This window comes from Glycomyces endophyticus (assembly GCF_039531525.1).
GTDB lineage: Bacteria > Actinomycetota > Actinomycetes > Mycobacteriales > Micromonosporaceae > Glycomyces > Glycomyces endophyticus.
On the sequence record NZ_BAAAQF010000002.1, the window covers coordinates 193,140 to 205,440 of the forward strand.

Annotated in this window: 11 protein-coding genes; 1 reads left to right on the forward strand and 10 read right to left on the reverse strand. The window is 72.0% G+C overall.

Annotated elements, in window-relative coordinates; genetic code table 11:
- Window positions 1-6: 6 nt before the first annotated feature.
- The 9 genes from ABD419_RS01655 to ABD419_RS01695 form a co-directional block, all read right to left on the reverse strand.
- On the reverse strand, window positions 7-1,674 hold the full coding sequence (locus ABD419_RS01655; RefSeq protein WP_344480953.1) for an alpha/beta hydrolase: 1,668 nt from the start codon (window positions 1,672-1,674) through the stop codon (window positions 7-9).
- Window positions 1,675-1,678: 4 nt separating this feature from the next.
- Window positions 1,679-2,071 (reverse strand): hypothetical protein, encoded by a 393-nt coding sequence (locus ABD419_RS01660; RefSeq protein ID WP_344480955.1) that lies wholly within the window; start codon window positions 2,069-2,071, stop codon window positions 1,679-1,681.
- A gap of 236 nt (window positions 2,072-2,307) precedes the next feature.
- Window positions 2,308-3,069: a type III pantothenate kinase gene (locus tag ABD419_RS01665; RefSeq protein WP_344480957.1), complete on the reverse strand. Its 762-nt coding sequence runs from the start codon at window positions 3,067-3,069 to the stop codon at window positions 2,308-2,310.
- 3 nt (window positions 3,070-3,072) lie between these two features.
- Window positions 3,073-3,972: a carboxylating nicotinate-nucleotide diphosphorylase gene (gene nadC / locus ABD419_RS01670; protein ID WP_344480960.1), complete on the reverse strand. Its 900-nt coding sequence runs from the start codon at window positions 3,970-3,972 to the stop codon at window positions 3,073-3,075.
- On the reverse strand, window positions 3,969-5,732 hold the full coding sequence (locus tag ABD419_RS01675; protein ID WP_344480962.1) for an L-aspartate oxidase: 1,764 nt from the start codon (window positions 5,730-5,732) through the stop codon (window positions 3,969-3,971). Before ABD419_RS01675 ends, nadC begins: the two co-directional genes overlap by 4 nt.
- A 657-nt stretch (window positions 5,733-6,389) precedes the next feature.
- Window positions 6,390-7,871, reverse strand: a complete 1,482-nt coding sequence (locus ABD419_RS01680; RefSeq protein WP_344480964.1) for a S10 family peptidase — start codon at window positions 7,869-7,871, stop codon at window positions 6,390-6,392.
- 11 nt (window positions 7,872-7,882) lie between these two features.
- Window positions 7,883-8,305: an aspartate 1-decarboxylase gene (gene panD, locus ABD419_RS01685; RefSeq protein ID WP_344480965.1), complete on the reverse strand. Its 423-nt coding sequence runs from the start codon at window positions 8,303-8,305 to the stop codon at window positions 7,883-7,885.
- The gene (gene panC / locus ABD419_RS01690; protein ID WP_344480967.1) at window positions 8,298-9,185 is read right to left on the reverse strand and encodes a pantoate--beta-alanine ligase; all 888 of its coding nucleotides are present in this window, start codon (window positions 9,183-9,185) and stop codon (window positions 8,298-8,300) included. The genes panD and panC overlap by 8 nt, the downstream gene beginning before the upstream one ends.
- Window positions 9,182-10,084, reverse strand: coding sequence for a Rossmann-like and DUF2520 domain-containing protein (locus ABD419_RS01695; protein ID WP_344481458.1), 903 nt, complete (start codon window positions 10,082-10,084; stop codon window positions 9,182-9,184). The genes panC and ABD419_RS01695 overlap by 4 nt, the downstream gene beginning before the upstream one ends.
- Before the next feature lie 124 nt (window positions 10,085-10,208).
- Here ABD419_RS01695 and ABD419_RS01700 point away from each other — a divergent pair, with 124 nt between their 5' ends.
- Window positions 10,209-11,135, forward strand: a complete 927-nt coding sequence (locus ABD419_RS01700; protein ID WP_344480968.1) for an SAM-dependent methyltransferase — start codon at window positions 10,209-10,211, stop codon at window positions 11,133-11,135.
- Window positions 11,136-11,283: 148 nt separating this feature from the next.
- On the opposite strand, the gene ABD419_RS01705 is transcribed toward ABD419_RS01700, so the two are convergent.
- The gene (locus ABD419_RS01705; RefSeq protein ID WP_344480970.1) at window positions 11,284-12,207 is read right to left on the reverse strand and encodes an AraC family transcriptional regulator; all 924 of its coding nucleotides are present in this window, start codon (window positions 12,205-12,207) and stop codon (window positions 11,284-11,286) included.
- Window positions 12,208-12,301 lie beyond the last annotated feature (94 nt).

Below are 12,301 nucleotides of genomic sequence, written 5' to 3' on the forward strand. Positions count from 1 at the left end.
GTCGATTCATCCGACCGTCTCCACGTCGTCGTACTGACCGGTGATGATGTTGGCGATGTTCGTGCGGGCCGAGTTCGGCCGGTCAGGTACTCCGTCCCCGTTCTCGTCGAGGTCCTTCCAGTAGCCGCCGTGAATCTCGCTGCCGCTTGCACCGATGGCATCAGCGGTGACGGCATTGCCGCCGAATCCGTCTGAGGTCGAGTCATGGCCGAGGAGACCGAGGTCCTGCGGGAGTTCGATGGCATCGCCCTCGGCGGTGGCGGACCAGATGTGATCCTCGGCGAGGTTCAACTCCTCTGCCGAGTTGGCTGTGGTGCCCGGGCTGGCGACTGTGATCAGGTCGTCCGCAACTCCTTCGTAGTTGCGGATCGTGTCTCCCGCGACAGTGGATCCATAGGAGTGTCCCATCAAGGTGGTATGGGAGTCGTCCCCCTGATGAGCCGCGTCGAGGCCGTTCATGAAGGAGTTCAGGTCGCCGGTGGCGTCGTGCGCCTGCTGCGGGTCCGAGGCCTGCGCCAGATCGTCCGGTGCGTCGTATCCCAGCCAGGCGATCACCGCGGTCTCCTCACCGGGAGCCGCCCGTTCCGCGTCCTTGTACATCACACTGGCGCGATCGAGCTGGGTGCTGTAGTTCGACAGTTCCGAGTAGGTCCCGGGCACGTGGACCGCGGTGTTGTCGGCGGTGTCCGGGTTGCCGATCGCGACCACGGCCTGCCCGTCGTCATCCAGGCTGTAGTCGAGCAGGTAGACGTCCCTGCCGTCTCGCTCCAGGGTCTCGATGTTCTCCTGGAGTCCGGTGGCGTCGTCTCGCTTCCCTTGGAGTTCTTCGAGTCTCGCTTGAAGGTCCCGGTACTCCTCGGTCTCCATCGTCTCGCCGCGACCGGCCGTCATCATGTGGTCGCCGCCCGCTTCGAGGGCCGCCAGCTGCGCCTCGATCGAGGTGATCTCCGCATCGAGCGAGTCGATCTCGCTCGCCAAGGTCGCCTCGTTGGCGGTGTTGCGGGCGTCGGCGGGCATGCCGTCGAGGCCGCCGAGGAACTCCGGGAAGGCCTCCAGGTAGGCGGCTTGCTCCATGGGGTCGAGACCGGCCCACCAGTCGGCCACATGACCGGGGCCGGTGGGGATGTCGCGGATGTCGGGGTTCTCGCCGATGGGAAGCGGCAGCTTGGACGGCTCCTCGATCGCGCCCTGGAGCCGGTGCGCCAGGTTCGCGTCGGCGGCCTCGAAGCGGCCCATGCAATCCGCGACCCGCTGGGCGAGCGTGGTGATCTGCTGGTTGAGCGCAGCCGCCGCGTCGGTGCCGAGGACCGTCTGCTCGATCCGGACCACCGCGCCGTCGTTCTGGATCCGCAAGCGGAGATCGCCCGCGTCGGCCTCGACGGCCGCGTGCTCCTCCAGTTCCGCCTGCAGCGCTTCGTAGGCGGTGGAGAGTCCGTCCCGGACGCTGACGGCCCGCTCGAGCACGTCGCCGGTGATCACCGCTCGCAGTCTCGCGACGCGGTCGCGGGCGGCGGCGGCGTCGGCGCCTTCGAACACGTCCTCGCCGAGCTTCTTGGCGACGTCCTCGGCCAGGACGCTTCCGTACTCCTCCAGGTGAGCGGTGTAGCCGCGCCACTTGTCGGCAAGGTCGGACAGCGGGGCGAGGTCGGCGCCGGCCAGGTCTGACCACTGCATCAGGTCACCTCGGCCCGTCATACGTGGTTGCGGCCGAATGGGTGTCGACCGCAGCCGCCCGGATCTCGGTGCCGAAGAGGGCGGGATCGGCGAGCCGGTTGAAGTCGGCGGCGATATAGTCCTCGACCGCTTCGGCGTCGGCGGCGAACACCGCCAGGTACTCGGCGAGCGCGGTGACGTTCTCGACCATGTCCTTGTATTCGTAGCCGCTCCAACGCTTCTCGAAGTCCGACAGCGCGGACGACCCTGCCGGGAGGAGGCCGGCGAACCGGTCTGCGGTCGCGGTGTAGTCTTCGCCGACTCCCCGGTACTGCTCGCGCATGGCCTCGGCGAGGTCGAACAGCAGTCTGGCGCCCTCATTGAGCGCGTCGGGTTCGATCGTTCGGTTCTCAGTCATGGCGCGCACGCTGGCACACGGCAGGGGACCTCCGGGGCAAACCAGGTCAATCAGGAAACGGCCCCTCAGGGTACCGGAATGTAACCGCCCGTAGGGTTCACGGTCGCTCACTCAGAGCAGCGGATCATCCGGCGGGCTTGTGCGCCGGATGATCCGTTTGCACCGCATCGTCGCGGACCGGCCGCCGTCTCCGCTTCGAGCCGGTCGTGCGGCGGCCCCGGGGTCATGCCCGGCCGTCAGGAGTTGCGGTCCCAGATCATCCTGAGCCCGTGCAGGGTCAGGTTCGGCTCGTAGTGGGTGATGGTCTCGCACTGCTCGATGACGACCGGGGCGAGGCCCCCGGTGGCGACCACCGCGGTCGGGTCCGTGCCCAGTTCGGCCGTGATGCGCCGTACGAGGCCGTCGACCTGCGCGGCGGTGCCGTAGACCATGCCGGACTGGAGGCACTCGACCGTGTTCTTGCCGATGACGCTGCGCGGCTTCACGAGCGGGATCTTCAGCAGGTTCGCGGCCCGCGAGGCGAGGGCGTCGATGGAGATCTCGATGCCGGGGGCGAAGGCCCCGCCGAGGAAGTCGCCGGTCGCGGAGATGACGTCGATGTTCGTCGAGGTCCCGAAGTCGACGGTGATGCACGGGCCGCCGTACAGGTGGAACGCCGCGTAGGTGTTCGCGATGCGGTCGGGCCCGGCCTCGCGCGGGTTGTCGATGCTCAGGCGCACACCGGTCTTCACGCCGGGCGCGATCTGGACGAGGACGGCGTGCGGGTAGTACCGCTGCGCCATCTTCGCGACCTCCGCGCCCTGCTGGGGCACGGTGGAGGACAAGGCGATCCCCGACAGGTCGACGCCGTCGCCGGAGAGCAGGGCCCGGAACGTCAGGCCCAGTTCGTCGGCGGTGGCGTGCGGGTCGGTGCGGATGCGCCAGGAGTGCTTGAGGGTCTCGCCCTCGAACACGGCCAGCACCGTGTTGGTGTTCCCGATGTCGACGCACAGCAGCACGGTCTACTCCTCGAAGTCCAGGCCGATGTCCAGAATGGGCGAGGAGTGGGTGAGGGCCCCGACCGAGATGTAGTCGACCCCGGTGGCGGCGTAGTCCACGGCGGTGTCGAGGGTGATCGTCCCGGTCGCCTCGAGCTCGGCGCGCTCGCCGACGGTCTCGACGACCTCGGCGAGCTCCTTGGGGCTCATGTTGTCGCACAGGAGGAACACGGCGCCGGCGGCGACCGCTTCGAGGGCCTCTTCGAGGGTCTCGACCTCGACCTGGATGTCGACGTCGGGCTCGGCGGAGCGGACGGCGGCGAAGGCTTCGCTGATGGAGCCCGCGGCCTCCTTGTGGTTGTCCTTGATCATGGCGACGTCGTACAGGCCCATGCGCTTGTTGTCGCCGCCGCCGGCGCGCACCGCGTACTTCTCGAAGGCGCGCAGGCCGGGCGTGGTCTTGCGGGTGTCGAGGACGGTGGTGTGCCAGTCGGCGAGGACGTCGGCGAAGCGGCGGGTGTGGGTGGCGACGCCGCTGATGCGGCACAGCAGGTTCAAGGCGGTCCGCTCGGCGGCGAGGAGCGACCGGGTGGGGCCGGTGACGCGGGCGAGGACCTGGCCGGCGCGGATGCGCGAGCCCTCCTTCGCGAGGTACTCGAACGTCACGTCGCCGGGCATGGCGTGGAAGACGGCGTGGGCGACCGGGAGGCCCGCGAGGAGGCCGTCGGCGCGGGCGGTGACGGCCACTGTGGAGGTGTGGCCGGGGCCGAAGATCGACTCGGAGGTCAGGTCGCGGCGCGCGTGGGAGAGGTCCTCGTCCAGGTAGTCCTGGACGGCGACGTACACGTCCTCGGGGTCGAGGCGGCAGGCGAGCAGCCGCTCGTCCAGTCCGGCCCCGCCGGGGACTTCGGCGAATCTGCTCATGCGATGGGCTCCCAAGTGGTGTCGAGCTCCCCGTCGGAGCTGATGGAGAGGTGCAGGTGGCCGAGCCAGGCGTCGGCGGCCTCGGGGTGGTCCTCGCGCCAGTGGCTGCCCCGGGTCTCGCGGCGGCGGTGGGCCGCGGCGGTGACGGCGGCCGCGACGGTGAGGAGGTTCGTGGCCTCCCAAGTGGCCGGTCGAGGACGTCCGGACACATTGTCTCCCAAAGCCGTCAGCGACGCTGCGGTGGCCTCCAGTGACGCTTCGGAGCGGAGCACGCCGGCGCCGGCGGTCATCGCCTCCTGGAGGGGCGCGCGCGAGGTCGTGGAGCACACGGTCCCCTCGCCGCCGGGGAGCTCGGGCACGCCCGGGCTCGGCTTGTGCTCGGCGAGGTCGTCGGCGATGCGCTGGGCGAACACGAGCGCTTCGAGCAGCGAGTTGGAGGCGAGCCGGTTGGCGCCGTGGAGGCCGGTGCACGCGGCCTCGCCTGCGGCGTACAGGCCGGGGACGCTGGTGCGGCCGTACAGGTCGGTGCGGACGCCGCCGGACGAGTAGTGGGCGGCGGGCGCGACGGGGATCATGTCGGCGACGGGGTCGACGCCGAGGGAGCGGCAGGTCGCGGTGATCGTCGGGAACCGGTTCTCGAGCATGTCGCGGCCGAGGTGGCGGGCGTCGAGCCACACGTGCGGCCTGCCTTCGGCGATCATCCGGGTGGTGATGGCCTTGGCGACGACGTCGCGCGGGGCGAGCTCGGCGAGCTCGTGCCGGCCGGTCATGAACCGGTCGCCGGAGAAGTCGCGCAGGTGGGCGCCCTCGCCGCGGAGCGCCTCAGAGATGAGCGGCTGCTGGTCGCCGCCGACCCGCGCCGGGGCGGCCGGGCCGGACTGTCGGTCCCCGGGGATACGGTCGGGGTCCGGTTCGGTGCCCCCGGCCGCGGAGCCGCCGCCGCGGCCGGGGGTCCCGGGCACGTACAGCGAGGTCGGGTGGAACTGGACGAACTCGAGGTCGGTCACGGTCGCGCCGGCCCGCAGCGCCAGGGCCACGCCGTCGCCGATGGACACGGAGGGGTTGGTGGTCGACTGGAAGATCTGACCGAGGCCGCCCGTGGCGAGCACGACCGCGCGGGCCTCGACACCGCCGACGCCGTGCTCCACGCCCGCGCCGAGGACGTGCAGGCTGACGCCGGCCGCGTGGCCGCGGGCGTCGGTGAGCAGGTCGAGGACCATGGCGTTCTCGATGATGCGGATCCACGGGTCGCGCAGGACCGCGGTGTGGAGCGCGCGCTGGATCTCCGCGCCGGTGGCGTCGCCGCCCGCGTGCACGATCCGGCGGGCCCGGTGGCCGCCTTCGCGGGTGAGCTGGAGCGCGCCGTCGGGGTCGCGGTCGAACTCGGTGCCGAGGTGGATGAGGTCGGCGATGCGCTGGGGGCCTTCGGTGACGGTGACGTCGACGGCCGCGGGGTCGCAGAGGCCGACGCCGGCGATCTGGGTGTCGCGCGCGTGCGCGGCCGGGCTGTCGTGCGGGTCGAGGACCGCGGCGACGCCGCCCTGGGCCCAGCGCGTGGAGCCGTCGTCGATGTGGACCTTGGTGACCACGGTGACGTGGAATCCGGCGCGGCGCAGGTTGAGCGCGCAGGTGAGGCCGGCGACGCCGGAGCCGATCACGCACACGTCGGTGGTCTCGGTCCAGGACGGGGCGGCGGCGCGCAGGCGCCGCGGGAGGCGGGGAAGGTGCGGGAGCGCCCCGGCCTTTGGCCCAGTGAACACGGGTGGCACGTGCCGTAGCCCTTCTAGCCCCGTCGGCCCGGTCGCCCGGGGTCCGGCTCGGTGTGCGCGCCGGCCGAGGCCCGCGCGCGGTTCGGATCAACTGTGCCCCGCGAACGCGCCCGCGCGCCAGCAGACGTGACGATCGCGTCACAGGAAGCGCCGGGAGTGCGGGGCCCGTGCACCGCGGCGCGGCGCGCACTGCGGGCGTGAACACGAGGGATTCGCGGGTTCACGGTCGCCCCCGCTTGCAAGCGTGCCCGAGGGGTCCGACAGGGGACTTGGGGCAGGGCGCGGGCCCGGTGTCGGGTTGGCCGTCGAGGAAAGCGGTGTTCCCGGCGGCGGCGCGGATCATCCCGATGCGCGGCCGCGGCGAAGCAGGGAAGCGCATCGGGGCCGGAGGGTGCGGCACGGCAGCGGGAGCGGTTCGGCCGGAAAGGCGCGGCAGGGGGGCGGAAGCGGTTCGGCCGCGAGGGCGCGGCAGGGCGGCCGGAAGACGGGGCACGGCAGCGGGGGTGTTCCCGTCGTGAAGGCGCGGCGCAGCGGCGGGGCCGTTCGGCCGCCGGTCCGGCGGGGTGGCCGTGTCGTGCGGCCGGGCCCGGCCTGCGCTGCCGTGGGCAGTGCAGGCCGGGCCCGGGTTCGCGGTGGTCACGGGTGCGGTCAGCCCCGGGCCGAGGCGCGCTGGACGAAGTCGGCCAGGTCGGCCGACTGGCGCACGCGCGACTCCTCGTGGACGTACATCATGTGGCCGGCCGGGTAGGTCTTCGTCTCGATGGCGGCGCGGGCCTCCAGCGGGATCTCGAGGTGGTCGAGGGTGTACTCGATGGCCTCGACGGGGACGCCGCCGTCGTAGCGGCCCATGGCGATGTGGACCTTCATGTGCGGGTTGAGGCGCATGGCGTTGCCGAGCTTGCCGATGACGTCGACGGCCTCGCCCTCGAACTCCTTGTACGACCACGGGTGCACGGCGCGCGAGAGCCGCTCGTAGACGTGGTCGTTCTCGTACTCGAGCTCGGCGCGCATGTAGTGCTGGAGCGCGGCCGTGTACGGCCCGTCGGTGCCGACCAGGAACGGGTCGTACGGCATCCGCTCGTACGTGTAGTGGTCGGCCGGGCCGGTGAAGCGCGTGTCGAGGCGGCCGGTGACCAGGCGCTTGTGGCGCAGCAGCTCCGCGTAGAAGCGGGTGTGCTCCAGGCGCAGGTTCGCAGCGTCGACGTACTCCTCGGAGACGCCGGTGAGCGACGCGATCTTGGCGACGGCGGCGGCGCGCGCCTCGGGGTCCAGGTTCTGGCCCTTGGCGAGGACGGCGCGGTACTCGTCGGCGTAGTCGCGGGCCTCCGCAACCAGGTCGTCGAGCTCGCGGTCGGGGTGGAGCCCGTGGTAGTGCGCGGTGGCCGCGTACATCGGGAGGAACAGCGGGCCCGGCAGGTCGGAGCGGCTGGTGTGGAACAGCGTCTCCATGTTGAACGCCGGGGCGATAAACATGACGCCGTTGAGCGCCAGGCCGAACCGCGTCAGCAGGTACTCGGCGATGCCGGCGCCGCGGGTGCCGCCGTAGGACTCGCCGATGAGGAACTTCGGCGAGAGCCAGCGGTTGTTCCGCGTGGTCCACAGCCGGATGATCTCGCTGACGGACTCGATGTCCTTGGTGAACCCGTGGTAGTCGCGGGGATTGCCGCCCTCGACCGCGCGCGACCAGCCGGTGGAGATCGGGTCGATGAACACCAGGTCGGTGTGGCGCAGGAGGGTCTCCTCGTTGTCGAGGAGGCCGTAGGGCGGCGGGGTGAGGTTCCCGGCGTCGCCGGAGTCGACGCGGCGCGGGCCGAGCAGGCCGACGTGCAGCCAGATCGAGGACGAGCCGGGGCCGCCGTTGAAGGCGAAGGTGACCGGCCGCTCGGTGACGTCGGCGTCGTCGAGGGTGTAGTACGTGACCGAGACCTCGGCCTTGGGGGTGCGGCCGTTGAACTTGTCGTTCTCGGTGACCTCCTCGTGGAACACGATGCGCCCGGTGGTGGCGGTGTACGTGAGGTCCCCGAGGGTGTGGTGGGTGGTCTTCAGGTCGTCGGCGGGCTCGGGCTTGTCGGCCTTCTTGCCCTCGTCGGTCCCGTTCGCGGCGGTCTCGTTCTTGGGTTCTTCGCTCATGAGTCTGTAACTTACCGCTCGGCTAGTGGCGATGCCACCACCTGGCCCGCGGTCCCGGGGGCCGGACGGGCCTTGTCGGCGTTCACCTCGATGATCTCGTTGCGCTCGTTCACGTGGACGACCGTCGGCGAGTAGGCGCGGGCCTCCGCGTCCTCCATCTGCGCGTATGAGATGAGGATCACAAGATCACCGGGGGCGACGAGGCGGGCGGCCGCCCCGTTGATCCCGATCACGCCCGTGCCGCGCTCGCCCGCGATCGTGTAGGTCTCCAGGCGGGAGCCGTTGGTGATGTCGACGATCGCGACCTGCTCGCCGTCGAGGATGTCGGCGGCGTCGAGCAGGTCCGCGTCCACGGTCACCGAGCCGACGTAGTGCAGGTCGGCCTGGGTGACGGTGGCGCGGTGGATCTTCGACTTGAACATGGTCCTAAACATCGGGGGTCCAGCCTTTCTTGACGACCACGAGGGCATTGTCGATGAGGCGGGTGTCCCCCACCTTCACCGCGATGAGGATCCGCGCAATGTTGTTGTGCACGAACGGAACCGAGAAGAAGTTGCTTCGCAGGCGGACATAGTCGACCACGAGCCCGGGCTCGGCCTCGAGGACCGCGAGCGCGGCATCGTGGATCCGCCTCGCGTAGTCCAGGTCGCTGACACCGGCCCCGACGAGGGCCACCGCCTCGGCCTGCGCCGCGCGGAGCGCGCGCGGCACCGCCAGCGCCGTCCGCCGCTGCGAGGCCGACAGATAGGCGTTGCGGCTCGACATCGCGAGCCCGTCCGCCTCCCGGACCGTCGGCACGGTCTCGATCTCGACCGGGAAGTCCAGGTCGCGAACCATACGGCGCACCATCGCCACCTGCTGGAAGTCCTTGGCGCCGAAACACGCTACATCGGGGCGGGTCAGGTGGAACAGCTTCGCGACGACGGTCAACACCCCGGTGAAGAACCCGGGTCGGGACTCGCCCTCAAGGATCTCGCCGCCCTCGCGCGGATGCACCTTCGTGACATCGGCGCGCCCGTCCGGGTAGATCTCCTCCTCGGATGGCGCGAACACCACGTCGACGCCCGCGGCCTCGCACCTCGCGACGTCGGCGTCGAGGGTCCGCGGGTACTTGTCCAGGTCCTCGTTCGGGCGGAACTGGAGCGGGTTCACGAACACCGTGACGATCACCGAATCGGCGATCTCACCGGCGCGCTCAATGAGCGCCAGGTGGCCGTCGTGGAGCGCCCCCATGGTGGGGACGACCGCGACGCGGCCGGGCAGGGCCGCGCGGGCCTTCGCCAGGTCGGCCTTGGTGTGAACGAGGGCCGTCACGGCGTCTCCTCCTTGTCGGGGTGGGCGAGCACCTCGAGCAGGCCCTCGGCGTCGGCGCTCTTCAGGCGTCCGGACTCGAGGGCGCGCTCGGCGGTGCGCCGGGCCATGGCCCGGTACGTCTCGGCGATGTCGGTGCCCGCGAGGGCTTCCAGGTGCCTGGCGACGGTGCCCGCGTCACCGCGGGAGACCGGGCCGGTCAGCGCCGCGTCGCCGTGGCGCAGGGCGTTGTCGAGGGACGCCGACACCAGCGGCTCCATCAGCCGCTCGGGGTTCGCGACCCCGATGGCCCGCAGCTGGTCCGCGGCGTCGTTGACCAGGGTCATGAGGTGGTTCGCGGCGTACACGAGCGCGGCGTGGTAGCGGGCCCGGTCGGCCTCGTCCACATGCTCGGGCTCACCGCCCATCTCCAGGACCAGGGCCTCGCCCACGAAGCGGGCCTCGGCCTCGCCGGTGATCGCCCACGAGACGCCGTTCAGGCGCTCCAGGTCCTCGTCGCGGCCGGTGAACGTCATCGCGGGCGCGAGCGCCACGGTGAGCGCCCCGGCGTCCCGCGCGGGCCGCAGGGCCGCGACGCCGAGCGCGCCGGAGGTGTGGACCCAGATCTGGCCGGGCCGCACCGGCAGGGAGGCCACCAGCGGGGCGATCGCGTCGTCGGGGACGGCCACGAGCACCAGGTCGGCGGCCGCGACCACGTCAGGAGGAGAGAGGATCTCCGCACCGGGCAGGTGCCGGGCGGCGCGCCTGCGGGAGTCCTCGGATACGGCGGAGGCGGCCACCACGCGGTGGCCGGCGCGGGTGAGGGCCGCCCCGACGACGGAGCCGACACGACCCGCGGAGACGACGCCGACCGCGAGCCGTGAGGCCGGCCGCTGCGACGCGCCGCTGCGCTGCTGATCCATGATGCTGATCCAGTCCTCGAAGGTACCGGTCATTGCTTACGCGTTAATTGTGCGTCTCCGAATCGGCAACGCCAGTCCGGGAGCCTCCGAGTGGCGATTCTCACTGACCGCCTAGGGTCGACGCATGAGCGCGTTCGAGCGGTGGAGCACCGCCATGACCCGCGCCCTCTACGGCCCGCAGGGCTTCTACCGGCGCGAACTCCCCGCCCACCACTTCGCCACCAGCGCCCAGACCCGCGCCTTCGCCGCCGCCGTCGCCGTCCTCGCCGACCACACCGACACCCGCCTCGGACACCCCGACGCATTCACGATCGTCGACGTCGGCGCCGGCGGCGGCGACCTCCTCGCCCACCTCGCCGCGCTTCTGCCCGCACGCATCCGCCTCGCGGCCGTCGAACTCCGCCCCCGCCCCGCCGGGCTCCCCGCACGGATCGAGTGGCTCCCCGAACCCCCCGACCGGTGGACCGGGCTCCTCCTCGCCTGCGAACTCCTCGACAACGTCCCCTGCGACGTCGCCGTCGTCGACCCGGTCGGCGAACGCCGCTACGAGGAGGTCGACGCCCGAGGGGCCACCAGGACCGGCGCGCGCCTCGACGAGGCCGACGAGCAATGGCTCGACCGGTGGTGGCCCGTCAGGGAACCGGGCGCACGCGCCGAGATCGGCCGCCCCCGCGACGCGGCCTGGCGCGACCTCACCGCCCGCCTCGACCACGGCACCGCCCTCGCGGTCGACTACGGCCACACCAGGACCGCGCGCCCCGAAGGCGGCACCCTCACCGGATTCCGCGACGGCCGCGACACCGCCCCCGTCCCCGACGGCGCCTGCGACCTCACCGCGCACGTCGCCGTCGACGCGGTCGGCGCCGACCGCGTCGAACGCCAGCGCGACGCGCTCCTCGCCCTCGGGGTGCGCGCCGAGCGGCCCCCGATCGGGCTCGCGCACCGCGCACCCGTCGAGTACGCGCTGGCGCTGGCGAAGGCGGGCGAGGCGGCCCGCCTCACCGACCCGGCGGGGCTCGGCGGGCACTTGTGGATGCGCACCGACCGGTAAGGGACCGGCGGAAGGGCCCGGGTTCCGGTCCGGCGGCACGGCGAGAGCCGGCCGAAGCCGCGGGGAGGGCCCCCGGCCTCGACGCTAGCGCGGAGTACCTGAACGAGAGCTGAAGACGGGGCCGTCCGTCACCGGGCCCGCGCCGTGCTCAGACGGCGGCCTTCGCCCGGTACGCGGTGGGGCTCGCGCCCTTGCGGCGCTTGAAGGCGTTGCTGAAGCCGAACTGGTCGGCGTAGCCGACGCTGCGGGCGACCTGGGCGACCGTCAGGTCCGGGTCGCCGAGGAGCTCCTCGGCGAGCTCCATGCGCCGCTCGGTCAGGTACGTCAGGGGCGGCTCGCCCATGATCTCGTTGAACCGCTTGGCGAGCAGGGCCCGGGAGACGCCCGCCTGGGTGGCGAGGCCCGCCACCGTCCACGGCGCGGCGAGGCGGGTGTGGATGGCCTCCAGGGCCGGTCCGGCGACGGGGTCGGCGAACCCGCGGTACCAGGCGGGGGCCTGCTCGGCCTGCTGATCGAACCAGGTGCGGAGGGTGCACACGAGGCCCCAGTCGAAGAGGCGGTCGATGAACGCCTGCGTACCGAGCTTGCGGGAGGCGAAGTCCTCGGTGCAGGCGTCGAGCATGACGCACACCTCGGTGCGGTCGTCGATGACGAGCGCGGGCGGGAGGGCGCGCAGGAGCCGCTCGTGGCGGCGGCCGGAGGCCCGGTAGGCGCCCACGAACAGGTCGGTGGCCTCGCCGGGGCCGCCGGGGTGCGCGGGGTTCCCCTCGGGCCCGCACGCCTCGGGGTCGAAGCAGGTGAGCCAGTACTCCAGGTGGGGGCGTTCGACGGAGGCCGGACTGTCGGCCATGCGGAACGGCTCGTGGCCGCGCACGATCGCGGTCTGGCCGGCCTTGACGGGGACCTCGGAGCCGTCGGCGAGGAGGAGCACGCCGCCGCCGCGGGCGACGGTGACCATGGTGAGCGGGGCCCGGTCGTCGAAGCCGACCACCCAGGGCGCCTTGAGCATCGCGTCGGAGAGGATCGCGCCTTCGGCGCGGATGCCACTGAGGAGTTCACTGAGCGGGTCCATCCCTCGATGGTAGACGCATTCGCATGGATCGGAGCGCCTCGGTCATCGCCCGTCCACACGAATGCGGCTGTACTGGTTCCAACGCACCGAGACT